General features: G+C 44.1%; 27 protein-coding genes. 25 read left to right on the top strand and 2 right to left on the bottom strand.

The genetic code is table 11. The features are described from left to right. The first annotated feature begins 32 nt into the window (after positions 1–32). From rplS to J2Z20_RS06520, 7 genes are all read left to right on the top strand, one after another. Complete coding sequence (gene rplS / locus J2Z20_RS06550) at positions 33–377, top strand: 50S ribosomal protein L19 (RefSeq protein ID WP_209846751.1); 345 nt, start codon at positions 33–35, stop codon at positions 375–377. Between the two features lie 235 nt (positions 378–612). Continuing rightward, complete coding sequence (gene lepB / locus J2Z20_RS06545; RefSeq protein ID WP_209846748.1) at positions 613–1227, top strand: signal peptidase I; 615 nt, start codon at positions 613–615, stop codon at positions 1225–1227. A gap of 28 nt (positions 1228–1255) precedes the next feature. Continuing rightward, a complete protein-coding gene (ylqF, locus tag J2Z20_RS06540; RefSeq protein ID WP_209846745.1) occupies positions 1256–2119 on the top strand; it encodes a ribosome biogenesis GTPase YlqF in 864 nt (287 codons plus the stop codon). 199 nt (positions 2120–2318) lie between these two features. Then, complete coding sequence (locus J2Z20_RS06535; RefSeq protein WP_209846742.1) at positions 2319–2948, top strand: ribonuclease HII; 630 nt, start codon at positions 2319–2321, stop codon at positions 2946–2948. A gap of 77 nt (positions 2949–3025) precedes the next feature. After that, complete coding sequence (locus J2Z20_RS06530) at positions 3026–5083, top strand: hypothetical protein (RefSeq protein WP_209846738.1); 2058 nt, start codon at positions 3026–3028, stop codon at positions 5081–5083. Then, positions 5080–5388 (top strand): EscU/YscU/HrcU family type III secretion system export apparatus switch protein, encoded by a 309-nt coding sequence (locus J2Z20_RS06525; RefSeq protein ID WP_209846736.1) that lies wholly within the window; start codon positions 5080–5082, stop codon positions 5386–5388. The genes J2Z20_RS06530 and J2Z20_RS06525 overlap by 4 nt, the downstream gene beginning before the upstream one ends. Beyond that, positions 5381–5767: a YraN family protein gene (locus tag J2Z20_RS06520; protein WP_209846733.1), complete on the top strand. Its 387-nt coding sequence runs from the start codon at positions 5381–5383 to the stop codon at positions 5765–5767. Before J2Z20_RS06525 ends, J2Z20_RS06520 begins: the two co-directional genes overlap by 8 nt. A gap of 57 nt (positions 5768–5824) precedes the next feature. On the opposite strand, the gene J2Z20_RS06515 is transcribed toward J2Z20_RS06520, so the two are convergent. Further along, a complete protein-coding gene (locus tag J2Z20_RS06515) occupies positions 5825–7414 on the bottom strand; it encodes a YifB family Mg chelatase-like AAA ATPase (protein WP_209847394.1) in 1590 nt (529 codons plus the stop codon). 166 nt (positions 7415–7580) lie between these two features. Beyond that, complete coding sequence (locus J2Z20_RS06510; protein ID WP_209847391.1) at positions 7581–7997, bottom strand: organic hydroperoxide resistance protein; 417 nt, start codon at positions 7995–7997, stop codon at positions 7581–7583. Between the two features lie 155 nt (positions 7998–8152). Between J2Z20_RS06510 and J2Z20_RS06505 the strand changes: the two genes are divergently transcribed. The 18 genes from J2Z20_RS06505 to J2Z20_RS06420 all read left to right on the top strand — a co-directional run bounded on the left by J2Z20_RS06505 (position 8153) and on the right by J2Z20_RS06420 (position 26973). Further along, positions 8153–8617, top strand: a complete 465-nt coding sequence (locus J2Z20_RS06505) for a MarR family winged helix-turn-helix transcriptional regulator (protein WP_209846730.1) — start codon at positions 8153–8155, stop codon at positions 8615–8617. 181 nt (positions 8618–8798) lie between these two features. Beyond that, positions 8799–9959, top strand: coding sequence for an ADP-forming succinate--CoA ligase subunit beta (gene sucC, locus J2Z20_RS06500; RefSeq protein WP_209846727.1), 1161 nt, complete (start codon positions 8799–8801; stop codon positions 9957–9959). Positions 9960–10014: 55 nt separating this feature from the next. Further along, positions 10015–10944: a succinate--CoA ligase subunit alpha gene (gene sucD / locus J2Z20_RS06495; RefSeq protein ID WP_209846724.1), complete on the top strand. Its 930-nt coding sequence runs from the start codon at positions 10015–10017 to the stop codon at positions 10942–10944. 168 nt (positions 10945–11112) lie between these two features. Beyond that, a complete protein-coding gene (gene dprA, locus J2Z20_RS06490) occupies positions 11113–12210 on the top strand; it encodes a DNA-processing protein DprA (protein ID WP_209846721.1) in 1098 nt (365 codons plus the stop codon). Between the two features lie 46 nt (positions 12211–12256). After that, on the top strand, positions 12257–14359 hold the full coding sequence (gene topA / locus J2Z20_RS06485; RefSeq protein ID WP_209846718.1) for a type I DNA topoisomerase: 2103 nt from the start codon (positions 12257–12259) through the stop codon (positions 14357–14359). Positions 14360–14388: 29 nt separating this feature from the next. After that, the gene (trmFO, locus tag J2Z20_RS06480; RefSeq protein ID WP_209846715.1) at positions 14389–15702 is read left to right on the top strand and encodes an FADH(2)-oxidizing methylenetetrahydrofolate--tRNA-(uracil(54)-C(5))-methyltransferase TrmFO; all 1314 of its coding nucleotides are present in this window, start codon (positions 14389–14391) and stop codon (positions 15700–15702) included. Positions 15703–15757: 55 nt separating this feature from the next. Continuing rightward, complete coding sequence (hslV, locus tag J2Z20_RS06475; RefSeq protein ID WP_209846712.1) at positions 15758–16303, top strand: ATP-dependent protease subunit HslV; 546 nt, start codon at positions 15758–15760, stop codon at positions 16301–16303. A 35-nt stretch (positions 16304–16338) separates the two neighbouring features. After that, positions 16339–17739, top strand: coding sequence for an ATP-dependent protease ATPase subunit HslU (hslU, locus tag J2Z20_RS06470; RefSeq protein WP_209846709.1), 1401 nt, complete (start codon positions 16339–16341; stop codon positions 17737–17739). 286 nt (positions 17740–18025) lie between these two features. Next, positions 18026–18427, top strand: a complete 402-nt coding sequence (flgB, locus tag J2Z20_RS06465; protein WP_209846705.1) for a flagellar basal body rod protein FlgB — start codon at positions 18026–18028, stop codon at positions 18425–18427. A 6-nt stretch (positions 18428–18433) separates the two neighbouring features. Further along, positions 18434–18895: a flagellar basal body rod protein FlgC gene (gene flgC / locus J2Z20_RS06460; RefSeq protein WP_209846702.1), complete on the top strand. Its 462-nt coding sequence runs from the start codon at positions 18434–18436 to the stop codon at positions 18893–18895. A 37-nt stretch (positions 18896–18932) separates the two neighbouring features. Further along, the gene (gene fliE / locus J2Z20_RS06455; RefSeq protein WP_209846699.1) at positions 18933–19241 is read left to right on the top strand and encodes a flagellar hook-basal body complex protein FliE; all 309 of its coding nucleotides are present in this window, start codon (positions 18933–18935) and stop codon (positions 19239–19241) included. A 41-nt stretch (positions 19242–19282) separates the two neighbouring features. Then, positions 19283–20866, top strand: a complete 1584-nt coding sequence (gene fliF / locus J2Z20_RS06450) for a flagellar basal-body MS-ring/collar protein FliF (protein ID WP_209846696.1) — start codon at positions 19283–19285, stop codon at positions 20864–20866. Between the two features lie 11 nt (positions 20867–20877). Next, entirely contained in the window at positions 20878–21894 is a 1017-nt protein-coding gene (gene fliG / locus J2Z20_RS06445) for a flagellar motor switch protein FliG (protein ID WP_209846693.1), read from the top strand. Then, positions 21887–22732, top strand: coding sequence for a FliH/SctL family protein (locus J2Z20_RS06440; protein ID WP_209846690.1), 846 nt, complete (start codon positions 21887–21889; stop codon positions 22730–22732). The genes fliG and J2Z20_RS06440 overlap by 8 nt, the downstream gene beginning before the upstream one ends. Then, entirely contained in the window at positions 22719–24038 is a 1320-nt protein-coding gene (gene fliI / locus J2Z20_RS06435) for a flagellar protein export ATPase FliI (protein ID WP_209846688.1), read from the top strand. Before J2Z20_RS06440 ends, fliI begins: the two co-directional genes overlap by 14 nt. 11 nt (positions 24039–24049) lie before the next feature. After that, positions 24050–24493: a flagellar export protein FliJ gene (fliJ, locus tag J2Z20_RS06430; RefSeq protein ID WP_209846686.1), complete on the top strand. Its 444-nt coding sequence runs from the start codon at positions 24050–24052 to the stop codon at positions 24491–24493. A 49-nt stretch (positions 24494–24542) separates the two neighbouring features. Further along, complete coding sequence (locus tag J2Z20_RS18225) at positions 24543–25466, top strand: MotE family protein (RefSeq protein ID WP_209846684.1); 924 nt, start codon at positions 24543–24545, stop codon at positions 25464–25466. Positions 25467–25518: 52 nt separating this feature from the next. Continuing rightward, positions 25519–26973 (top strand): flagellar hook-length control protein FliK, encoded by a 1455-nt coding sequence (locus tag J2Z20_RS06420; RefSeq protein ID WP_209846682.1) that lies wholly within the window; start codon positions 25519–25521, stop codon positions 26971–26973. The last annotated feature ends 17 nt before the right edge of the window (positions 26974–26990 follow it).

Here is a 26990-nt window from a genome sequence, read left to right as displayed (position 1 = left end):
TACGAACACCTTGTGGAAGGAGGGAGTCCTAGATGAATATCGTACAAGCGATTACGCAAGAACAACTTCGCAAAGATATTCCGAGCTTTCGTCCTGGTGACACTTTGAAAGTGTACGTTAAGGTTATCGAGGGATCTCGCGAACGTATTCAGTTGTTTGAAGGTGTTGTTATTAAGCGTCGTGGTGGCGGCATCAGTGAGACTTTTACAGTTCGTAAAATTTCTTACGGTGTAGGTGTGGAAAGAACTTTCCCGCTTCATTCGCCAAAAATCGATAAAATCGAAGTGGCTCGCCGTGGTAAAGTGCGTCGTGCGAAGCTGTACTATCTTCGTGAACTTCGCGGTAAAGCAGCGAGAATTAAAGAAGTTCGTCGCTAATAGTTTAATAACGAATCTGGGGGCTTGCCATCAAGCCCCTTTCGCTATTTTTAGAGACCTATGACATGGTACATACTAAATCAGAACATCATTGGCAGTCTGAAATGTTCAGGCCAATTTACAATATATGGTTTATGATGGTATTCAATATTGACGACTGGAAAATGCACCTGGAAAGTCGATATAATGAATTTAAGAATCGTGTGAAATGATATAGAAGAGAGGACAGCCATCTATGGAACAAAATGTTGAAGCAGAGAGCTTGGATAAAGTGGAATCAAACCAAGAGCAAGCATCAAAGAAGCCTAAAAATGAATTGATTGAATGGCTCAAAGCAATTATTATTGCGTTCGTGCTCGTTGTGATCATTCGCTGGCTATTGTTTGCACCGTTTATTGTAGATGGACCTTCCATGCAGCCTAATTTTCATACTGGAGAGCGACTTATCGTAAATAAAATCATTTATGATATCCGTGAGCCTAAGCGCGGGGAAGTGATTGTGTTCCATGTACCTTCAGAAGGCCGGGACTTTATAAAACGTGTCATTGGACTCCCAGGTGATACAGTAAAAGTGGTAGGTGACACGGTTACGGTAAATGGTAAAGTAATCGACGAACCGTATATCAAAAAGGCGATTGATGCAGCGCATGCGAATGGCGAACAATACAACAATCGCGATTTTCCAGAAGGGAAAGTCCCTGAAGGCCATTTATTTGTGATGGGGGATAACCGTTCCAATAGTACAGACAGCCGTATGATTGGATACGTACCTTTCAAAGATATTGTAGGCCGTGCAGATGTTATTTTCTGGCCGGTGGACGATATGGAACTAATTAAGCATAATTACTGAAGCGGCACAATTTGAGGTGAATAGATAGATGACGATTCAATGGTTCCCCGGTCATATGACGAAGGCGCGTCGGCAAATTCAGGAGAAGCTGAAACTGATTGATGTAGTGATAGAGCTGATCGATGCCAGACTGCCCCTTTCAAGCCGGAACCCGATGATTGATGAGATTTTGCAAGAAAAACCGCGAATGATCGTCATGAATAAGGCGGATTTAGCGGACCCTGAAGTGACGAAGCAATGGGTGGAGTATTTTAAAAAAGAAGGAGTAACTGCCTTTCCGATTGATGCTTATTCCGGATATGGGGTAAAAGATATTCCAAATCAAGCTAAACTGTTGCTTAAAGAAAAGATCGACCGGCAGATTGCGAAAGGCATGAATCCACGAGCGATTCGAGCGCTGATTGTAGGCATTCCTAATGTAGGCAAGTCGACACTCATTAATCGGCTTGCAGGACGCAATATTGCGGCTACAGGCGATCGACCTGGTGTGACCAAAGGTCAACAGTGGATTAAAGTGGGCTCAGAGATGGAGCTGCTAGATACGCCGGGTATTTTGTGGCCCAAATTCGAAGATCAGAATGTTGGTTATCGCCTTGCGGTTACCGGTGCAATTAAGGAAGAAATTTTGAACGTAGAGGATGTTGCATTCTTTGCAGTAAAATATCTTTCTCAATATTATTGGCCGCAAATGGCAGAACGTTTTGATCTGCAGAAAAGGCCGCAAGATTTTGAAAACCCAGATGAAATCGTAGAAGTGATGGAAGCGATCGGCCGTAAGAGAGGATGTATTATGAGCGGTGGTCGTATTGACCTAGAAAAAGCTTCTTTAATCTTTTTACGAGAACTTCGCGCGGGCAAACTGGGACGCATTTCCATTGAAGCTCCTTATTAATAGATGTTGATTTAATAACGATTGGCAGAAGGCTGTGTTCTGAGTGCACTCGCGCTCGGAAACAGCTTTTTTTGTGAGCAGATTAAGTGTATAGAAAAAGAATGACCATCTTCGGTTTGTGTAGTAAACTTTTGAAGATGACGTAATAGGCATCAGAGAATTGGATTTGTCTTCATGGGCAGGAGGTAATACATACGAAATGGAAAATCAAAATCATTTGTTAATATATGAGCAGGAATGCTGGGAGCAATCTTATCGCTATGTGGCGGGCATAGATGAAGTCGGCAGAGGCTGTTTGTTTGGAGATGTGGTCGCGGCTGCGGTTATTTTACCCGTGGGTCTCGAAATTGAAGGGATTAATGATTCGAAGAAGCTTACGGAAAAGAAACGTGAAATGCTCTATGACATCATTATGGAGAAGGCACTCGCGGTGGGTGTTGGGTACGTTGACGCGGAAACGATTGATCGAATCAATATTAAACAGGCAGCGCGTCTTGCCATGAAGAAGGCGTTAGAAGAGCTTGAAGTGACTCCGGATTATTTGCTCATTGATGCGGAGAAAGTAGACAGTTCCATTCCCCAGCTGGCAATTATTAAAGGAGACGCGAACAGCCAGTCGATCGCAGCTGCCTCCATCATAGCCAAGGTGACAAGGGACCGGCTCTGTAAAGGCGCTTGGGAGGCGATGTATCCTGAGTATGGGATTGCGATACATAAAGGTTACGCAACCAAATTTCATCGTGAACAAATTTTAGCGCTCGGACCAACAAAGATGCATCGCAGAAGCTTTCTTGGCAATTTGGGAGCCGTCCAGCAGACATTATTTTAAACAGGAACCCGCCTTATAATAAGGCGGGTTCTTGCCGATATAGAGAGAAGGGAATGTAATAAACGGAGGGATGAGTTGTGAACATCGGATCATTGATTCGGGGACTGCTTGGCGATAGTAAACCTGGAGAGTCGAAGCAACTAGAATTGAAGACAGGACAGGTAGTCCGCGGCGTTGTTCAACAGGTGTCGGATGATGGAATGGAAGCGGTGGTCCAAATTCAGGGGGTACAAGTAAAAGCGAAGCTTGAAACTCCACTGGAGAAAGGGCAGTCGACGCTTCTGCAAGTGCAGCCTGCAGGCGATGGCGGCACGATCGTTCTAAAACCGTTAGCTGATTCGAACATGCCGATTCCCGGCTCTTCCATGACAGATGTGCTCAAAGCCGTAGGGCTATCAGATACGAAAGAAAATCGTGAGATGATTAAGCTGATGCAGCAAAGCGGCATCCCGCTCACGAAAGAGAATGTCACGATCATTCAGCAAGTTTTAAGTCAAAAGCCTTCATCGGTCTCGGCTCAAAATTGGATTCAATCTGCAGCCATTGCGTTAAACCGCGGGCTGCCAATTACGGCTGAGACGGTAAAAGGATTACATCAAGCTGTCTTCGGACCGCCGCTTCATCAGTTGATTGCGAATTTAGAAGAGCAAGTCACAGGCCTGTTGGTGCAAGGTGATTTTTCTCCGCAAAAGGATGCACCTGAAGCGAATAGAGCTAGTGGAAAAGCAGCTGTGACGGGCCAAGAGGTTGGTGGTGCTGCAGCTAAAGCAAGCATCACCGCAGACGGTGCACAGCTGCTTACGAAGCTGCAGAGCGTGCTGGGCGAGCTGCGCAGCACGCTCGCTATGGCCGGTGCCCCGCAAGCGGGGGGCACCGCACGGGCAGGGCAGGCCGCCGCCGCTGGCTCGGCCGCCGCTGGAGCTGCGCCGCCGGTGCCCGCGGCGGCGCACGGAGATGGCGAAGGGGCGCAGAGCCCTTCGCCAGGCGCGCCCAGCACCCAGGACAGCGAGTCCTGGGTGGGGCGCGTCTTGAAGCTGCTCGGTGCGGAGCACGAGCAGCAGGTGGTGCGCGCGGCGGCGCAGCAGCTCGCCGCGGCACCGCCGCAGGCGCCGGCGACCGCAGGGACGCCGGCAAGCGCAGCGCCGCAGCCGGCGCAGGCTGCTGCGGCTACGTCGCCGGAGGAGACTGCTGCTGCTGTGCTCCCGCAGCCTAATGTAGCAGCACAGCCCACAAGTACCACAGCATCAGCAACAGCACAGCCTACAGGTACAACGGCAACAGCACAATCCGCCGCAGGTCTTACAGTTCAGTCTGAAACGCTGCCTGCTCAAGGTTTAGCTGGGCAAGCTGTCCTAAACGGCTCTGGTGCCCAAAGTAACCCGCCAGCACACACACAATCTTCAACTAGGACACAGGAAGGCGCGGCACCTACATCTGAAGCTCAGACACTGCCGCTCAATCCAAGTGCGGAGGGTGCAGAGGTTCGTGACTTGAAATTAAATGCAGTACGCAATCAAATACAAGACGTACAGCTCAGCTCAGCCGCTGCAACTACATCACCAGATGGATCACCGAAACCGCAAGACGTGCAAACGACGTTAAAGGGATTGCTGCTGCAGGTTCTACAGTCCGATGACGTGCCGCCACAGCTAAAAAATGCTGCTGAGCAGCTGGTAGGACAATTGACAGGACAGCAATTGCTCTTAACGACAGATCGTACGGCGCCATTTGCGCAGGTTACTTTTTTCATTCCATTGGAAGGTCCTGACGGAAGCAAGACAGCTTCCATTCACATTCAATCACGTCGCGGGAAACACGGTGAACTGGATCCGTCGAATTGTCATCTATGGTTCGATTTAGATATGAAGAATCTAGGGAATACCCTTGTCGATGTACAAGTTGTTGATAAAATTGTGTCGCTTAAAGTGTACAATGATCAAGATTGGGTAGCGCCCTTGCTGGAAGATCGACGGGAGGAAATTTCGAGTGCTCTAGAAGGTGTTGGATATCAGCTCTCATCGCTTAGAACAGAGCCGCTGCCTCAGCGGAGTGAGGGAGCCGCTCAGCTGAGTGATGAGAGTCCGGCTACAGCGTATGCACCTGATCGTTACAAAGGAGTGGATTTTCGGATATGAGTGAGGGGTCGCAGAAGCAGCCATATTCTATCAAGAAAGCAGTCGCGCTCAAATACAATCCTACAGAAAATGACGCCCCAGTCGTTGTTGCTAAAGGGAAGGGACGGATTGCCGAGGTCATTCTGGGTAAAGCAATGGAAAGCGGGGTCCCCATACAGGAAGACCCAGCGCTTGTTGAAGTACTCTCTAAGCTTGATTTGGATCAGCAAATTCCGCCGGAATTATACAGTCTTGTGGCTGAAGTGCTAACGTATATTTATAGGTCCGATCGATTGGCGGGAGTAAGGGGGTTAGAACTTGACTGAAGGTGGGGCACGTAAAAGGGACAACCGTAAACAGAAGGGCCAAGCCGCAGAAGAAGCGGCAGCTCAGTACCTGGAGAGTCAAGGATATCATATCTTGGCAAGAAATTGGCGCTGTCGAAGCGGTGAAATCGATATTATTGCTCAAATGGGTGACACGCTTATCTTTGTTGAGGTACGGAGTAGAAGTGGAGCGTCTGCTTATGGTACACCCGCTGAATCCATTACACCTCGTAAAATAAAACAAGTTAGAGACACAGCCGCTGTTTATTTACATATGAATCATCTGTCTAATCGGCCGATTCAATTTGACGCAGTAGCCGTCATGTTGAGTCACGATTTGCATGTTCAGTCTTTGGATCATATCAAGAACGCCTTTTAAATGGAAATAAGCCTGTATGGAGTGAGTAGAACAAGCCGTACAGGCTTTATTTTGTATTTATCCAATCAAATCACTCGTCCTCCGATCCAGCTGACGGTATTGAATCGCTTCAGCTAGATGCTCCATTGTAATTTGGCTTACTCCAGCCAAATCGGCGATCGTGCGGGCGAGCTTTAAAATCCGATCATGCGAACGCATGCTGAGGCCTAGCGCTTCAAAGGTATGACTTAACAGCTTCGCTGCTTCTGGGGTTAGTGATGTGTAACGTCTAAGCAGGCTGCCGGTCAGCTCGCTGTTCCATATGAGCGGAAGGCCCTTATATCTTTCGGCCTGTACAGCTTGCGCTGCAAGTACTTGCTGTTTCATTTCGGCAGAAGACAGCGGCTTGTCTTGATGAGACCATTCTTTCGGCTGAGGCACATCAACCTGTAAATCAATACGGTCGAGCAGCGGCCCGGAAATTTTGGCGCGGTATCCTGCAATTCGGGATGGACTGCATGTGCACCTCTGCTTTGGATGGTCCGAGCCTAAATAGCCGCATGGACACGGATTCATACTGGCTGCGAGCATAAAATGAGCCGGAAATGAGAAGACGGCACGTGCTCGGCTGATGGTAACCGCTCGTTCCTCTAGCGGTTGTCTAAGCACTTCAAGAACATTTCTTGAAAACTCAGGCAGTTCATCGAGAAATAAAATGCCGCGGTGCGCTAAACTGACTTCACCTGGTTTCGGAATTGTTCCTCCGCCGATAAGTCCTCCTGCAGAAATCGTATGATGGGGGGCGCGGAACGGCCGAGTACGAAGCAATGATGAATTGGCTTCTTTCAGTTTCCCCGCAGCGCTAAATATTTTGGTCACTTCAAGCGACTCTTGTTCTGATAGAGAGGGCAAGATTGAAGGCAGACGACGTACGAGCATCGTTTTCCCTGTTCCTGGCGGTCCAATGAGAAGAATATTATGCATTCCAGCGGCAGCGATCGTTAACGCTCGTTTTACATGAAGCTGCCCGATGACATCTTCATAGTCCTCGAAAATGCTAGTCCCATCAGATGATGACAGTTCAGGACTAGCCGCTGCTTTATGATGAGACAATGAAGTGACGATGGCAGGCTGCTGTCTGTACGAATCGCCTGACACTGCTGACTCATTTGGAGGACATAGATCTTTTAAATGCTTAATTGCATAAATATCTATATCCCTAATGAGACATGCTTCAGCAGCATTCTCATAAGGGAGCAGAACTGAGGTAAACCCTTCACGCTTTGCCTTATCTACCATAGAGAGAACACCGTGAACTGGTTTGAGTGCTCCGTCTAGTGAAAGCTCTCCGATCATCATCATGCGTCCAGTGGATGGAAGCTGTATTTGTCCGCTAGTCATTAATATGCCGAGTGCGATCGCCAGATCGAAGGCAGAGCCTTCTTTACGCAGGTCCGCGGGTGCCAAATTGATGGTGACTCGCTGGATTGGGTAAGTAAAACCGCAATTTTTAATGGCAGCACGAACGCGTTCGATCGCTTCACGAATGGCCGAATCCGGCAGTCCGATAATCGAAGTTTGCGGAATGCCGTTAGCCAAATCAACCTCTACCTCAATAATGACTCCATCAATGCCGTATAAGCATGCACCGTGCAGCTTTCCGTACATCATAAAAAACACCTTCCTTTCAGATCGTCTGTCAAAACGAATGTCAAACTTCGTTTATATAAGCCGATTCGAAATAAAGGTGCTTCCTTATCACTTTCGAACGTATGATTGCTATGCCAGTATTGTAGGATGCGCTGGCTGTAAAAGTCAAGTTCTAGCTAATGGATTATAGTACGTTTAACACAACGTCAATATTGCCACGCGTAGCTCTGGAGTATGGGCACGCGCCATGTGCGGCTTCTACGAGCGCTTTCGCTGTATCGTGGTCCACACCTTTGACGAGTACATCAAGAGCAGCAGCTAATCCAAAACCGCCGTCCTCGGCTTTCCCGATCGTTACAGATGCGGTAACTTCGGTTCCTTCCAGTTTAATTTTTTGCATTCTAGCGACCATATTCAGCGCGCTGTCAAAGCAAGCTGCAAAGCCAGCAGCGAACAATTGTTCAGGGTTGGTGCCTGCGCCGCCTGCGCCTCCAAGTTCTTTTGGCATGCTAATATTTTGTTTGAATTGACCGTCTGCGGATTCGATATATCCAGCTCTGCCGCCAACAGCTTTGACTTTTGTCGTATAAATCGGTTGAATGTTCATGGATATCCTTCTTTCATTTTTATAAATTAAATTTTACACAATTGAATTTATAACAATAAAAATAATTTGTAAATAATTTTGGCCAACTTACATGAATTTTATAAATCGCTATGTTAGAATAAAGGGCATAAAGAAAGCAGGTGTATAGGATGGAAACGATGCACAATCCCCAGTTAAAATTGGACAATCAAATATGTTTTACGATTTATGCGGCCTCAAGAGAAATTACGAAGCTCTATCAGCCGCATCTTGATCAATTAGGAATTACGTATTCACAATATATTGTATTTTTGGTGCTTTGGGAGAGAGGAGCATGCACGGTAAAAGAGCTTGGAGATGCATTGTATCTTGATTCCGGCACATTAACGCCTTTACTTAAGAGACTACAAGCGGCAGGCTACATTAATAGGGAACGTTCAACTGAAGATGAGCGTAAAGTAATTATCTCTCTAACCGAGAAAGGCCGTGAGCTACAGAAGAAAGCCGAATCTATTCCGGCTATGATTCAAGAAGCGACGTGTCTTTCTTTAGATGAATATGGACAACTTCTAGGACAGTTTAGAGATTTACTGCATCGCGTTCATGAACGTAACGTGGAGAATGAACGAAAATAAAATGATAATCCATATAATTCCAATTATTCGCGTCGCTAGATGATTTCGATATCAAATTGCTGTGATAATTGATGATTTTTGTAAGGAAAGCGTTTTAAAAACATGTTACAATGATGTGGGCTTGTATAATATGCCAACCAGACCCGCCCGGATGCAGTCATGTTGATAGGAGGATTCAAGAATGAATATCCATGAATATCAAGGTAAAGAAGTCCTGAAACAGTATGGAGTAGCTGTTCCTCAAGGCAAAGTTGCGTTCACCGTCGAAGAAGCTGTTGAAGCGGCTAAATCGCTCGGGAGTTCCGTTGTTGTAGTAAAGGCGCAAATTCATGCGGGAGGCCGCGGTAAGGCCGGCGGTGTGAAAGTAGCCAAAAATTTAGATGAGGTTCGCACCTATGCGGAGCAAATTTTAGGCAAAGTTCTCGTCACACATCAGACAGGACCGGAAGGTAAAGAAGTGAAGCGTCTCTTAATCGAAGAGGGCTGCGACATTAAGAAGGAATATTATGTAGGTGTTGTAGTAGACCGCGCGACTGGCCGAGTTGTCATGATGGCTTCTGAAGAAGGCGGTACGGAAATTGAGGAAGTTGCGGCAGCAACGCCTGAGAAAATTTTCAAAGAAGTGATTGATCCAGCTGTTGGTCTTCAAGTGTTCCAAGCACGCAGGCTGGCTTATGCAATCCGTATTCCTAATGAGCTTGTAAATAAAGCGGTTAAATTTATGATCGCTTTGTATAATGCATTTATTGATAAAGATTGTTCTATTGCAGAAATTAACCCGCTCGTCGTTACTGGCGACGGCAACGTGATGGCACTTGATGCGAAGCTGAATTTCGATTCTAACGCACTTTTCCGTCACAAAGATATTCAAGAGCTTCGTGATTTCGAAGAAGAAGATGAGAAGGAAATCGAAGCTTCTAAATATGATCTAAGCTATATTGCCCTTGACGGTAATATTGGCTGTATGGTTAACGGTGCCGGACTTGCTATGGCGACGATGGATATTATTAAATATTACGGCGGCGACCCAGCTAACTTCCTTGATGTTGGGGGCGGCGCGACGAAAGAGAAAGTAACGGAAGCTTTCAAAATTATTTTGTCTGACCGTAAGGTAGAAGGGATCTTCGTTAACATTTTCGGCGGAATTATGCGCTGCGATGTCATCGCTGAAGGCGTTGTAGCTGCTGCAAAAGAGCTCGGCCTCGATCGTCCGCTTGTTGTCCGCTTAGAAGGAACGAACGTAGATTTAGGCAAGAAAATTTTGGCTGAGTCGGGCCTTAACATTGTTCCAGCTGACTCTATGGCTGATGGCGCACAAAAAATTGTTGCTTTAGTGAAATAAAGCGGTTCCAGCAATCGATTCAGGTGAAATCATAAATAGGGGATGTGAATAATCCATGAGTATTTTGGTTGATAAAAATACGAAAGTCATCACCCAAGGGATTACGGGGGCTACCGGTCTCTTTCATACAAAGGGTGCCTTGGAATATGGAACACAAATGGTTGGCGGTGTGACACCTGGCAAAGGCGGCACAAACATTGATATTACGCTTGATAATGGGAACGTGGTATCTTTACCGATTTTCAACTCCGTTATCGATGCGAAGAATGCTACTGGGGCTACTGCAAGCGTTATTTATGTCCCTCCAGCTTTTGCAGCTGATTCTATAATGGAAGCAGTTGACGCGGAACTTGATCTAGTCATCTGTATTACAGAAGGCATTCCTGTACTGGATATGGTCAAAGTAAAACGTTATATGGAAGGTAAGAAAACAGTTCTTATCGGACCTAACTGCCCTGGTGTCATTACACCTGGTGAATGTAAAATAGGGATTATGCCAGGTTACATTCATACGAAGGGTCATGTCGGTGTCGTATCCAGAAGTGGGACACTAACTTATGAAGCCGTTCATCAGCTTACTACACGTGGTATCGGTCAATCCTCTGCCGTAGGTATTGGCGGCGACCCTGTAAAAGGTTCTGAATTTATTGACATTCTAAAACGCTTCAATGAGGACCCAGATACATATGCGGTCATTATGATTGGCGAAATCGGCGGCACTGCTGAAGAAGAAGCTGCTGAGTGGGTTCAGGCCAACATGACCAAACCAGTCGTAGGCTTTATTGGCGGTGTGACCGCACCTCCAGGGAAACGTATGGGTCATGCTGGTGCGATTATTTCTGGCGGTAAAGGTACAGCTAAAGAAAAAATTGCGAAGCTTGAATCTTGCGGCATTAAAGTAGCACCGACGCCTTCTGAAATGGGCTCAACACTTGTAAGTGTCCTTGAAGAACGCGGTATTTTGGAGAAATGCAAAACGCATTAATAAGCTATCAAATATAGATCTTAAAGAGGTAAGCAACCTTTTGTTTCCGAGTAGGAAATGGAAGGTTGCTTTTTTTCTGCAAGTAAACGGTTGCAAAATCATGTTTATTCATACACAATAAGAGGGAACATTTAGGGGTCCCTCTTGATCATTGGGAGGTAACTGTTCATGGATCAACGTTCGGTACTGATTAAGCTTCACGAGATGGATCGGATCGGCTGGAAGACCATAGCGTTATTAATGGAGAAGAGAGTTAATCTTGCAGATTTGTTACTGTTCAGCGAATTAGAGTGGCGGGAGTTAGGTTTTTCGCCTGATAAGGCAAAGAAGATATCTTCTGAGTTAACCATGGATCAAATAGAACATACCAATGGACTTCTGTTAGAACAGGGCATCCATGTCGTTACATTTTTAGACGAGCAGTATCCTATATTAATGAAAGAAACGGCAAGACCTCCTTGGGTACTATACGGATTAGGCAGAATGGAGCTGCTTTCTTCTTTATCTGTTGCGATCGTTGGGACACGAGTACCTACGGCTTACGGCCGAAAGGTAAGTGTGATGCTGTCAGAAGCTCTAAGTGAGGCTGGCATTACCGTAGTCAGCGGGATGGCTAGAGGCATTGATAGCATTTGTCATGAAACTGTGTTAGATTATGGTGGTTCAACGATTGCGGTTCTGGGAACAGGAATTGATGTGATCTATCCGCCTGAAAACACATCACTTTACCATTTCATCGCTGAAAGAGGACTGGTACTATCAGAGTATCCTATAGGTACAAAGTCCCACCCTGGACTATTTCCACAGCGAAATCGGATCATTGCTGGGATGACAAGAGGTACTGTCGTTGTAGAAGCGGATGAACGAAGCGGGTCGCTCATTACTGCAGATGCAGCTTTAGAGGCTAACCGTGATGTATTTGCTGTGCCTGGTCCAATCACATCACCGAAAAGCCGAGGAACTCTTTCTTTAATTAAACAAGGCGCAAAAGTCGTCACATCGGCTCATGATATTATTGAAGAGTATACTCCGTGGTTATCAAATAAAGTAAATCATACATATCCTAATCATCATCGTCAGATGGATGAACATTTGACAACGTCCGAGATGACTATTGTGGATATACTTGATCATAACGATCGTTCTTTTGATGAATTACTTGGTCAAACCGGATGGGATTTTGGACATTTGCATTCAGTTCTGTTATCTTTAATCATAAAAAAGCAGATTATCCAATTATCTGGTTCTTTATATAAACGAATTTGATTTAATAAGTTAAGGAAGTTTGACTGTTGGAGAGGGGGATGGTCCTGTGGCAGATGCTCTCGTGATCGTAGAGTCGCCCGCAAAGGCGAAAACGATTGGAAAATATTTAGGCAATAAATACATCGTAAAAGCATCGATGGGACATGTTCGCGATTTACCGAAAAGCCAAATTGGGGTTGAGGTTGAAAATGACTTTAATCCGAAGTATATTACTATTCGCGGCAAAGGATCGGTACTAAAAGAGTTAAAAGATGCAAGTAAAAAAGTAAAAAAGGTATATCTCGCAGCCGACCCCGACCGAGAAGGAGAAGCTATTGCGTGGCATTTGGCGCATGCTCTTGAGCTTGATGATACAGAAAGCTGCCGGGTCGTTTTTAACGAAATTACGAAACAAGCCGTGAAGGATGCCTTCAAAACGCCTCGCAAAATCAATATGGATCTTGTGAATGCTCAGCAGGCTCGCCGTATTCTTGATCGGTTAGTGGGGTATAAAATTAGTCCGCTCCTTTGGAAAAAGGTAAAGAAGGGGCTGTCTGCGGGCCGAGTACAATCCGTTGCTGTAAAAATTATTTTAGACCGTGAAAATGAGATAAGTAGTTTCGTACCGGAAGAATATTGGAGCATTACGGCTAGACTAAGCAGCAAAGGCACACCGTTTGAAGCGAAGTTTCATCGTTTTCAAGGAGAGAAAAAAGAGCTTTCGAATGAAGATGAAGTAAAGGAAATATTAAAAGCTATTGAAAATGCTGAATTCGAAGTTTCTGAAGTAAAGGAAAAGGAACGTTTGCGTCATCCTTCTCCTCCATTCACAACAAGCTCTCTTCAGCAAGAAGCTGCGCGTAAACTTAATTTCCGAGCTGCCAAAACGATGTCTGTTGCTCAGCAGTTGTATGAAGGTGTTGATTTAGGCAAAGAAGGCACCGTCGGTTTAATTACTTACATGCGTACGGACTCCACTCGGATATCGGTTACGGCTCAAGATGAAGCTCGTGAATTGATCGTTTCAAAATATGGGGACAGTTATGTACCCGAAAGTCCAAGGCAATATTCTAAGAAAGCTGCAAATGCTCAGGATGCCCACGAAGCGATTCGTCCGACCTCTGCGCTGCGTGATCCTGATTCCGTTAAAGAGTATTTAAGTCGTGATCAGCTTAGATTGTATAAGCTTGTATGGGAACGATTTGTAGCTAGCCAAATGGCTTCGGCTGTGCTTGATACGTTAACCGCTGATATTCAGGCGGGTGAAGTTACTTTTCGTGCTGTCGGCTCCAAAGTTCGTTTTCCTGGCTTCATGAAGGTATATGTGGAAGGGAACGACGATGGAACGACTGAAGAGGATAAATATCTTCCACCTCTGAAAGAAGGAGATCGCCTTCTTAAGGAAGCCATTGAACCGAAGCAGCATTTTACACAACCGCCGCCTCGTTATACAGAAGCGCGACTCGTGAAGACGCTTGAAGAGCTGGGTATTGGTCGTCCAAGTACGTACGCGCCTACACTCGAGACGATTCAAAAGCGCGGTTATGTCGCAATAGAAGAGAAGAAATTTGTGCCAACTGAGCTAGGTGAATTAGTCATCGAACAGATGGAACAATTTTTTCCAGAAATATTAGATGTAGAATTTACAGCACATATGGAAGAAGATCTTGACCACGTTGAAGAGGGTTCTGAGGATTGGGTCAAAGTGCTAAGCGAATTTTATGACTCTTTTAAAAAACGCCTTGAAGTGGCCGAAGAAGAGATGAAAGAGATCGAAATCGAAGATGAAGTTTCCGATGAACTATGCGATAAATGTGGCAGACCAATGGTTTATAAACTCGGAAGATTCGGGAAATTTCTCGCTTGCTCGGGATTCCCTGACTGCCGTAACACGAAGCCGATCATTAAGAACATTGGCGTGACTTGTCCGTCCTGCAAAGAAGGACATATTGTGGAACGTCGGAGCAAGAAAGGACGTATCTTTTACGGGTGTGATAGATATCCGGAATGTGATTTTGTATCTTGGGATAAGCCAGCGGCTAAACCTTGTCCAAAATGCGGGTCCATGCTGGTTGAGAAACGAAATAAACAGGGTGGAAAACTACAATGTACATCCTGTGATTATAATGAGCCGCTAGAAGAAGAAAATGAAGAGGCAATAGAAATATAAGTAAAAGGTATTTACAGGGGGTTATGATGTTGACAGAAAATCAAAGGGTAACAGTTATTGGGGCAGGTTTGGCAGGCAGCGAGGCTGCCTGGCAAATCGCTAGCCGCGGAGTGCCCGTAACATTATATGAAATGCGTCCGGTTGTAAAAACACCGGCACATCATACCGATAAGTTTGCTGAACTCGTATGTTCAAATTCTTTGCGAGCTAATGGTCTAACGAATGCTGTAGGTGTTTTAAAGGAAGAAATGAGAATGCTTAACTCTCTAGTGCTCCGAAGTGCTGACCGCCATGCGGTACCAGCAGGCGGGGCACTTGCCGTTGACAGAGACGGTTTCTCCGGAGAAATTACAAGAACGCTTCATGAGCATCCGCTAGTTACTGTAGTGAATGAAGAAATTAAGGAAATTCCTTCTGAAGGGATTGTCGTGATTGCTACAGGACCGCTCACTTCACCTTCTCTTTCTGCTCAAATTAAAGAGCTGATGGGGGAAGAATATTTTTATTTCTATGATGCAGCCGCTCCGATTGTGGAGAAGGATTCCATCGACATGAGCAAAGTGTATTTAGCGTCTAGATATGATAAAGGTGAAGCTGCCTATTTGAATTGCCCAATGACGGAAGAACAATTCAATAAGTTCTACGACGCGCTGATCTCTGCTGAGGTAACTGAGCTGAAAGACTTTGAGAAGGAAATCTATTTTGAAGGCTGCATGCCGATTGAAGTCATGATGAAGCGCGGCAAACAGACAGCTCTATTCGGACCGATGAAGCCGGTAGGTTTGGTCAATCCGCATACGGGAGAGCTGCCTTATGCTGTAGTTCAGCTTCGACAAGATAATGCTGCTGGAACGCTTTATAATATGGTAGGCTTCCAAACTCATCTCAAGTGGGGCGAACAGAAGAGAGTATTCTCCATGATTCCAGGACTTGAGAATGCTGAGTTTGTTCGTTATGGTGTGATGCACCGCAACACGTTTATTAACTCGCCGAAGCTTCTGCATCCAACGTATCAGCTCAAAAAACAAAATCGATTGTTCTTTGCTGGACAGATGACCGGTGTTGAAGGGTACGTTGAATCAGCAGCATCTGGTCTGATTGCAGGTATAAACGCTGCGCGTATGGCTAAAGGTCAGGATTTAGTTGTTCTTCCTGAGGATACGGCAATCGGCAGCATGGCTCATTATATAACGACAACGGATGGAGAACATTTCCAACCTATGAATGCGAATTTTGGACTTCTTCCAAAACTGGATAGACGGTTTAAAAGCAAGCAAGAGAAGAATGAAGCTTTAGCTGCAAGAGCTCTTGACAGCATTCGTAAATTTATTTCCGAAATGTAAAGTCATATATTGCATAGAAGTGCTTATTATATAAAGGGGAAGGGAGGTCCTAGTGATGGATCTATCATTTCATGCAACAACCATATGTGCTGTACGGCATAATGGTAAAGCTGCAATCGCTGGAGACGGGCAAGTGACGTTTGGACAAAATGTTGTCATGAAGCAGCATGCCAAAAAAGTTCGTCGTTTGTATCGTGGGCAAGTGGTTGCTGGATTCGCAGGCTCTGTAGCAGATGCAATCACATTGTTTGAGAAATTTGAAGGCAAGCTCGAAGAGCATCATGGCAATTTGCAACGGGCAGCGGTAGAGCTAGCCAAAGAGTGGCGTCAAGATAAAGTGCTGCACAAACTTGAGGCGCTCATGATTGTGATGGACCGCAAAGGAATGCTTCTTATTTCAGGCGGAGGAGAAATAATCGAACCGGACGATGATGTCATCGCCATCGGCTCGGGCGGCAATTTCGCGTTAGCAGCTGCTCGTGCTCTGAAACGCCACGGCGCAGGAATGGAAGCGAAGGATATTGCCCGGGAAGCACTGCAAATCGCATCAGAAATTTGTGTATACACAAATGACAATATCATAATTGAAGAATTAAACTAGCATTAGCCTTATATAGGATAGGGGGCAGTGTGCATATGGACAATAAAGCTTTAACACCAAGACAAATTGTTGCAGAATTAGATAAATACATCGTCGGACAAAAACAAGCGAAGAAGTCTGTTGCTGTTGCGCTGCGTAACAGATACCGTCGCAGCCTGCTTCATGAAGATGTTCGAGATGAGATTGTACCTAAAAATATTCTCATGATTGGACCTACTGGTGTCGGGAAAACAGAGATTGCGAGAAGACTCGCTAAACTGGTAGGAGCGCCATTCATCAAAGTAGAAGCGACCAAATTTACTGAAGTGGGTTATGTAGGACGCGATGTAGAATCTATGGTTCGCGATCTTATTGAAACTTCTATACGTATGGTCAAGCTCGAACGGACGGAAAAGGTGAAAGATAAAGCGGAAGAATTGGCTAACGACAGAATTGTCCAAGTTCTAGTTCCTTCGCCTCACCGTTCTAAAGCACAGAGGAACCCTTTTGAGATGTTATTTGGAAATAACAATCAAGTGACGTCTGAACAAGAAGATCAAGAGCAAGATAAAAGTACGGAAGAGCGCCGTCGTCAAGTACGTTTTAATTTGTTATCGGGTAAGCTTGAGAACGATATTATCGAAATTGAGCTGGAAGATACATCACCTTCCATGTTTGATCTATTTGCCGGTCAAGGCAATGATCAAATGGGTATGAATATGCAGGAAATGTTCGGCAGCCTTCTTCCAAAACGGACGAAAAAACGTAAATTAACGATTAAAGAAGCACGCAAAGTGCTAATCCAGGAAGAAGCAACGAAATTAATTGATATGGATGATGTCATACAAGAATCGATTCGTCGTGCAGAACAGTCTGGTATTATTTTTATTGATGAAATTGATAAAGTAGCCAGCTCTGGCCGCGGCTCAGGTCCGGATGTGTCTAGGGAAGGTGTACAGCGTGACATCTTACCTATCGTGGAAGGATCTACGGTGATGACAAAGTACGGGCCAGTTAAGACGGATTTCATACTGTTCATTGCAGCAGGTGCTTTTCATATCGCCAAGCCTTCAGATTTAATTCCTGAGCTGCAAGGTCGTTTTCCGATTCGTGTGGAACTGGATAATTTAACGTTAGATGATTTTGTATCGATATTAACGGAGCCGAAAAACGCTCTTACGAAGCAATATGCAGATTTGCTGCGTACTGAAAATATCGAAATAGAATTTTCTGCTGAAGCCATTCAGGAAATCGCGAGTGTAGCTGCTACGGTAAATCAAAATACGGAAAATATAGGTGCTAGAAGACTCCACACCATTTTGGAAAAACTCCTTGAGGATCTCTCTTTTGAAGCTCCTGAATTGACGCTTGAAAGAATGGTTATCACTCCAGAGTATGTAAGAGAGAAATTGGCCGACATTGCTCATGACCGCGATTTAAGCCAATATATACTTTAAGAGTAAGATAAAACAAATTTACAAATAATACCATTTACAACTTTATTCGACAAATTAACAAAAAAAGTCCTGTCTCTTTACAAAAGATAGGGCTTTTTTCTTATTGAATTATGATTCGTTCTCCTTGAAACTTATAATATGCGACATGATTGCATAAATTTCCACTTTAATCGATATAGCTTAGCTGAATTCGGGAAAAATTTCAGTATTCATTTTGTCGAAAAAAAGAGGAATTACGCACAATTTATAGAATAGTGTTAATACAAGTTGTGGAGGAGGATGAACGTTGGAACTGTTAACGGGTACAAGTTTCAATAGATTACAAGGAGCTATTAAAGCTGCCGACATAAGACAGGACGTTATATCGAATAACATTGCCAATGTGGATACACCTTACTTTAAGCGCTCTGACGTTTCGTTTGAAAGCTTATTACAAGATGCGATGAACAACAGCACATTAGAGGGAAGAAGAACGGATTCGAGGCACTTTGTTATTGGGAGATCTTCTATGGTTCCAGAACCAAGCGTGACAGAGGATCAATCCACTTCGATGAATAACAATTCAAACAATGTGGATATCGATCAAGAAATGACGAATCTAGCGGAGAACCAACTGCGATACAACTCGTACATAGAGCAATTAAACTACCAAATTAAAATGATGCGTACAGCAGTACAGGGGAGCTGATAAAGGATGAGCAGTATAAGTAATAGTTTTAATATTAGTGCATCTGGACTAACTTCTCAGCGTCTGCGGATGGACGTTATTTCATCCAATATAGCTAATGCCGATACGACAAGAGCAAGTGTAGTCAATGGCCAAGCCGTACCCTATAAACGCAAAATGGTTGTTATGTCGACAAATGAAACTAGTAACTTTGCTGATGTGCTGCAATCAAAAATGACCGGCAGCAGCCAAGCAACTGGTGAAGGTGTGAAAGTATCTGAAATTACAGAGGACACTTCGCCTTTAAAACCGGTATATGATCCGACTCATCCTGATGCGGACGAGAATGGATATGTATATTATCCAAATGTAGACACGACAAAAGAAATGATCGATATGATTTCAGCTACACGTTCGTATGAAGCGAATGTAACTGCCTTTAATGCGGCGAAGTCGATCTTCTCTAAAGCATTACAAATTGGCAAATAACAATTGAACTATTTCATCTCAGTTGGGAGGGGAACAAATGATACAGAATACGATGCTAAGCCCGTTGAACGTCATTCAACCGGCACAATCATCTGCTTCGAATAAACCAGCGACTCCTGCAGAGTCGATTAAAAATTTCGGTGAATATTTGCAAGATGCTATAGATAGCGTGTCTCAACAAGAACAAAATGTTCAAAAAACAAACGATAAGTTTTTACTCGGTGAAGTTAACGTTGATGAAGTGATGATGACTTCAGAACAGGCGTTGTTAAGTCTTCAGCTTACGTCACAAGTCCGAAATAAAGTGATTGAGGCTTACCAAGAGATTATGCGAACGCAACTTTAATCGTACTCTTTATCCAGCAAAGTTTCGGGTGAGGTGACATTGTGAACGAAAGAATCACCCAATATCGAGATAAAATCACTCAATATTGGAATAAATTTAACAGAAATCAAAAAATATTGCTGATCTCAACATTGTCAATTATCGTCATTGCAATTATTGTCATGACTATTCAATTTTCGAAGACACAATATGAGGTCGCATTTAAAGATTTAGATTCAAAAGATGCAGCTGGAATTATGGAGTATTTAGACTCGAATAAAATTCCTTATCAGCTTAGTGCAGACGGAAAAAGTATCTCTGTTCCAAGCACAGATGCTGCAAGAGCAAAAGTTGATGTCGGGTCTCAAGGCATCATTCAAAATGGATCGATTGGTTTCGGTGCTTTTGACAAAAGTTCTTCAGCAATCGGGATGACCGACAACGAGTTTAATGTGAAATATAACAGTGCACTCAACGGTGAAGTTGAACAACTGTTAGAACGGATGGACGGAATCGAAAATGCTAAAGTGCTTATTAACCTTCCGCAGGAAAGTGTCTTTGCAGGAATGGAAGATCAAGAGAAAGCTTCTGCTTCCGTAGTCCTTACATTTAAACCAAGCTACCGCCCGGATCAAGAAGCCATTGACGGCTATTACAATTTGGTCAAAACAGCGATTCCGCACTTGCCCATTGAAAATATCACTATTTCTGATGAAGAAACAGAACTGCTCCCTAGTGAAAAAGGGGGAAGTAATGGTGGATCGATAGCAAGTGCTGTACAAGAAAATTTACAGCTTCAGAAGAAATTCGAAAATGATGTTCGTCAAAATGTCAGACAGTTTTTGTCCCGTATTATAGGTCCAGATAAAGTTGACGTTCTAGTAGCATCGAAGCTTAATTTTGATCAAAGAAATACGAAAGAACAGCTCGTAGAGCCTGTTGATAAAGATAACATGAAGGGCATTGAGATTAGCGCCCAAAAGATCCAAGAGTCCTACACGGGTAAATCAAATCCGAATGGTGGTGTTGTCGGAACAGGTTCAGGAGCAGTGCCTAACTATCCGAGTAATTCTTCTTCTGGTGATACCAATTCGGAGAAATTGTCCGAAACGATTAACTACGAAGTCAATCGGATTACGAACGACATTATCGCTAGTCCATATACCGTTAAAGATTTAACGATTAATGTAGCAGTTGATCCGCCTAATGGGCAAAATGCAATCGATCAAGCGACACAAGATGCAATTAAAAACATTTTGGTGAACATTGTGCGAGCTTCCCTTGCTGATTCTGGTGTTACATATACAGACGCGGATCTAGCTAAGAAAGTTTCGGTGTTCTCTCAAACTTTTAATGGAGCAAATGTTGCAACAACAGGAAGTATATGGTCTAACAAGCTTTTGTGGGGCATTGGAATTGCTGCGCTTGTTCTAATAGCGGGTGGAGGATTCTTGATTGCTCGCCGCCGCAAACAGAAGCAACAATTCGAAGAGGAGTTGCCGCTCACCGCTCCAGTTGAATTCCCGTCCATTAATTTGGACAGTGTGACGAATGAAAGTCAAGTACGCAAACAATTGGAAGTATTGGCGAAGAGAAAACCTGACGAATTCGTCAACTTGCTGCGTACATGGCTTGCAGACGAATAGAGGTGAAATAAGTGGCCAAAACGACAAGTCAGGGATTAAGCGGAAGGCAAAAGGCGGCGATTCTGCTTATTACTCTGGGACCAGAAGTATCTGCACAAATTTTTAAACATTTACGAGACGACGAGATTGAACAGCTAACTTTAGAGATTGCAAACGTTCGTAAGGTGGACAGCGCAGAGAAAGAAATGATTTTGTCTGAATTCCACCAAATCTGTCTCGCTCAAGAATACATATCTCAGGGCGGTATTAACTATGCCAAAGAGATCTTGGAGAAAGCGCTTGGCCATCAGAAAGCAGTTGATGTTATTAACCGCTTGACGGCGACACTTCAAGTGCGGCCGTTTGATTTTGCGCGCAAGGCAGATCCAAACCAAATTTTGAACTTTATTCAGAACGAAAATCCACAGACGATTGCACTCGTACTGTCCTATTTGCAATTTGAACAGTCAGCAGCTATTTTATCATCTTTGCCTCAGGAGAAGCAGGCTGATGTTGCACGCAGAATTGCTGTGATGGACAGTACATCGCCGGAAGTCATTAATCAAGTTGAACGTGTGCTTGAACAGAAACTTTCTGCGACAGTTACTCAAGATTACACGATCGCTGGAGGCATTGAATCCATTGTTCAAATTTTGAATGGTGTTGACCGAAGTACGGAAAGAACAATTTTGGATTCTCTTGAAATTCAGGATCCAGAACTTGCTGAAGAAATTAAGAAGCGTATGTTTGTATTCGAAGATATTGTCAATATCGACAATCGTTCGATTCAAAGAATTATCCGCGATGTCGAGAACAGCGACTTGCAGCTTGCGCTTAAAGTGGCTAGTGAAGAGGTTCGCGATGCGATATTCAGCAATATGTCCAAACGTATGGCCGAAACCTTCAAAGAAGAGATGGAATATATGGGGCCTGTGCGGCTTCGTGATGTTGAAGAAGCTCAGACTCGTATCGTAGCTACGATACGCAGATTGGAAGAAGCCGGAGAAATTATTATAGCTCGCGGTGGAGGAGATGACATCATTGTCTAATTTGATTAAATCTTCCTACTATGTTCCGGTGGAAGTGCTTAAACAACTGAATTTAGGGAAATATTACGGCTCTGAATCTGATGAAGCGAGTCAAGAAACCGATAGCCTTATCACTGAGAAAGCTTTTATTGATGAGGAAACGGAGAAAGTTAAAACAGAAATACTAAAAGATGCACAAGAGTTTGCCGAAAGACAAGTACGCGAAGCCTCTGAAGAAGCTGAACGGATTCTGGAAGAGGCGAAATCGCAAATCGAACTCTGGTGGCAAGAACGAAGAGAACAAGATGAACATCTGATTGAAGCACTCAAAGCTGAAGGGTTTGAAAAAGGTTATGAAGAAGGCAGAATCGAAGCCCAGAAATCGCTCCAAGCGAAAGTGAACGAGATGATGGAAGAAGCTCAAGAAGTTCTTAAGCATGCGTATCAAGTTAAAGAACAAATTATTCAAGAAGCTGAACCTTTTCTCGTTGAACTAAGCAGCGCGATTGCAGAAAAGATTATAGATAAGCAGCTTAGCATCGAACCCGAATATGCTATTGAGTGGATTAAAAGCCACCTATCCCGCAAACGGGAGCAGGGTGTGATTACGCTTTGTGTATCCCCGTCGCAGTTTTCGTTTGTGCACGCGGCACGCGAAGAATTGAATCTGGCCATTGATTCTCAAGCCGAGCTTCAAATTATTCCGGATGCTAGTGTGAAGGATCGGGGATGTGTTATCCGGTCATCTTTCGGTAGTGTTGATGCGAGAATAGACACTCAACTGACAGAAATTAAGAAAGAATTGTTACGGATCGCACTGCAAAGCGAGGAGCGTGAGGATCAGAATGAAGGTGCTTAACTCACAGCGCTATATCGAACATTTACAGCATGTTGATCCGGTTCGTATCAACGGTAAAGTGACGCAAGTTATTGGATTAATGGTGGAATCAGAAGGTCCTGATGCGAGTATCGGCGATCTCTGTTATATATACCCCACTAAATCTACGAAGCCTCTTCAAGCAGAAGTTGTAGGCTTCCGAGATAATAAAGTTCTTCTCATGCCATTAGGTGAGCTTCAATCGATTGGACCTGGATGCGATGTAGTAGGAACAGGCAAACCTTTGTCTGTTCAGGTTGGCTCAGAGCTTCTTGGTAAAGTGCTTGATGGACTAGGTCAGCCTTTAGACGGTTCAGTGATTCCATCACGAATGAATCATTTATCGACGTTTAACACTCCTACTAATCCGCTTAAGAGGCCGCGAGTTCAAGAGCCTATAAGCATTGGAGTTAGAGCAATTGATGGTTTGTTAACGATTGGTAAGGGACAGCGCGTTGGTATTTTTGCAGGTTCTGGTGTGGGTAAAAGTACACTGATGGGGATGATTGCCCGTAATACTTCCGCAGATGTTAACGTCATCGCTCTAATCGGTGAACGGGGCAGAGAAGTGCTTGATTTTATAGAACGTGACTTAGGTCCTGAAGGATTAGAACGTTCTGTAGTCATTGTTGCTACTTCCGATCAACCGGCGTTGATTCGAATAAAAGGGGCGCTCATCGCGACGACGATTGCTGAGTATTTCCGAGATCGCGGATTAAATGTCATGCTTATGATGGACTCGGTGACTCGCTATGCAATGGCACTGCGTGAAGTGGGGCTTGCTGTTGGCGAACCTCCTGCAATGCGCGGGTATACACCATCTGTATTTGCTAGTTTGCCTAAGCTGCTGGAACGTGCCGGGACAGGCCCGAAAGGTTCCATTACTGCGTTTTATACCGTGCTTGTTGACGGTGATGATATGAACGAACCGATTGCGGATGCGGTGAGAGGGATTTTGGATGGTCATATTGTTCTAAATCGTAATATCGCGAATAAAGGTCATTTTCCAGCTATCGATATTTTGCAAAGCATAAGCCGTGTAATGAAGGATATAGCACCGGAAGAACAGATTGAAGCGGCGGACAATTTAAAACGATTGCTTGCTGTGTATCGAGATTCTGAAGATCTTATTAACATCGGGGCTTATCAACACGGTTCGAATGCAGAGATTGATGAGTCGATGGAATACATTCAGAGGATATGGGATTTTACGAAACAAAAAGTGAATGAAAAAGTGACACTAGAAGAAGTTCAGGAACGTTTGATCTCAGAGTTTACGAGGAGATGAACCGCTAAAGTATGAATTTCCAGTATACCTTTCAAAAAGTAGTAGACCTGAAAACAAACGAGAAAACTCAGGCTGAATGGCTTCTCTCTAACGCGATTGGCAATCTTCAGGCAGAAGAACAATCGCTTCATCAGTTCATTATGAATCAAAATCAAATGATGCAGACATTGCAATCTGCGATAGAGAGTAAGGCGCCGGCAGCTGAAATTCAAGAAATTCAAAGGTATATAGACTATTTAGAGCAGTGCATCGCTAAGAAACGTCGTGATGTAGATCGCGCTCAAATAAATGTCCAGAAAAAACAGGCGTATTTGACAACAAAAGTGCTCGATGAGAAAGTTTGGCTTAAATCGAGAGAGAAGGCGAAAGAGAAATTTCAACATGAAATGCTCCTCCGAGAACAAAACGAACTGGATGAACTAGCGGCAGTACGTTTTGCGATTAAAGCGAGGTAGAAAGAGAACGCAAATTGTAATTTTGTTTTTCCTCGAAGGAGGGATTGTAGTGGCACGAGCCGATTTAGGTAAAGAGATAGAGGAATCAGGCGGAAAATTTGAAAAGTTTTTGTTTTTTGTAACACCGATTATATTTACAGTTGTTCTGCTTGGCGTGTTGCTCACTCTATTTAATGTAGATATTCGAAATGGTTTGCTCGATATGGCAAATAAAATACCAGTCGTTAAAAATTTTGTGCCTGATTCTAAAGATAAGAAGGGACAAAAGGCGGTAAACCAAACAGAGAGCAAACAATCTGACAAAGATACGATTAAAAATTTACAAGCGAAAATAGCGGAGCAAGATCAGCAGCTGAAAGAGGCCAAACAGGCTAGCACGAATCAAGAGTCTGAGCTCGCTAAATTGAAAACAGAAAATGAATCCTTGAAGCAACAAATGAACGGAGCAACCGATACAAATGTCGATCCATACCAAGAACAAGTTAAGCAGCTCGCTAAAATGTATGCTGACATGCAGCCGAGTAAAGCAGCTCCAATCTTAGAAAGTTTAACAATGGATGAATTGGTACAGATCTTAAGTGCAATGAAAAATGATGAGCGTATTGGTATATTAGAAAAAATGAATCCTGATATCGCAGCAGCAGCAACGATGAAGTTAAAGGATGCTAAAACTTCTGACAACTTAGCGATTGCAGCTCTGCAGTCTGAGCTTAAGAAAAAGCAAACAAGCTCAAATAGCGTTAAACCGACTCAAGCTCTCGATCAAGCACAGCTGAGTCAAACATTCGCTGGAATGGCACCGGAAAATGCGGCTGCTATATTGCTTCAGACATACAAAATGAATAGTGAGAAAGCGCTCGTCATTTTAAGTTCAATGGATGATGCGACTCGTGGAAAAGTATTAGAAGAAATTTCAAAGAATGATGCGGCTACGGCAGCGCAGCTCGTAAACAAATTGATGGGAACGAAATGATGACATAAGGAATTTGCTGTGAAGCGTGTTATGAAAGGAGGTGAATAAGAAAATGTCCTTTACATTACCGAATGTTGGAACAACAAGTTCTGCCGGAAGTCAAACGGTGAGTTCAGCCGGGAAAACAGCTGCAGCAGGCGGATCAGCTGCTCCATTCAATCAAACGCTCACTCAAATAATGGGCGGAAATGCAGATGGATCTTCATCCGACTCTGTGACTAGCTTGTCTCTTCTAGAGGGACTTCAGTTACTTGCTTTACTTGGAGGAGAATCGAAAGCGACAGATGGGAAGGCAGATGGAACAGCCCAAGATGCCGATGCTCTTCTGGTTCATATGTTCTCTGAACTGCAGAAACTGGATGACACCGTAGCGAACGATCCTTCCTTACTAGCTGCATTGCAAGGATGGCTTCAGCAAGTGAATGCACTTCTTTCTTCTAATGGTCAAGGAATGGATAGCAGTGCTGAGCAAGCTAGTGCATCAACGTTGACGGTACTTTCTGAAAATCCAACAACCGTACGTTTTGCGGTTCAGGATGGTTTAGCACAGTTAGTTCAAATGGCTCAGCAAGGTTCTGTTACTACAGAAGAACAAACCGAAATTGCTTCGCTCTTGCAATCATTTGATAACATCATGCAAAAGGCAGTAGATCAAAAAGGCACTTCTAAAGTAAACGGACCGGTCATTTCGAATATTTTGCAAAATGCAAATGTGCAAAATGCTCCAGTTCATACAGACCAACATCAAACGGTTGCAGCGCAGAACGGTTCAGCAGCATCAGGGTTATCCGTTCAGCAATTGAACGCATCTCAAGTACATACACAAGCAGCCGAAGGAGTTCAGCTGGCAGCAGGTTCTGATAAATCTAATGATGGATCTCAGCTAACTGAAACTTCTGGTGTGAAAGCAGAGAATATTGGACAAAGCAATATACCTCAGCAACATATTATTACTGCTGGACAACTTGCTCTCAGCGATACTGGGACAGCACCTGTTAAACCGGCAACGCCGCAAGTTCATGTGCAACGATTCGCTCAAGAAATGAGCGGTTTTGTTGTTAACAAATTGGACATTGTTAAGCTGAACGGTATTTCTGAGGCTACCATCTCACTTCGTCCAGAACATCTTGGTCAAGTTGATGTCAAAATTACGATGCATAACGGACAGCTCGTTGCTCAGTTCATGACTGATAATGCAGCGGCAAAAGATATGCTCGAACAACAGATGAGCGGGCTTAGAGCAACGCTTCATTCACAAGGCATTCAAGTGGACAAGCTCGAAGTGACGCAGAACCAATCGCTTTCATCTCAAATGTATCAAGATGGGCGTCAGCCAGGAAACGGACAGCAACAAAATCGTCAGACGAATAAAAATCGTGGGGAGCAATCAGAAGATGCACTCACGGTTCTTGAACTGAGTGAGGAATGGAATGAGTGGATCAGACAGTCTGAGCTGGGCGGAATTGACGATCAAGAGCTAGGAGGCTCATTTGCTGCTAAAGCTTAATAGCTGACTGCAAAACA

It is taken from the genome of Paenibacillus sediminis, assembly GCF_017873765.1.
Taxonomy (GTDB): domain Bacteria; phylum Bacillota; class Bacilli; order Paenibacillales; family Paenibacillaceae; genus Paenibacillus_AG; species Paenibacillus_AG sediminis.
The sequence above is the reverse complement of the archived record's forward strand: the minus strand, read 5'-3'. Positions and strand labels throughout refer to the sequence as shown.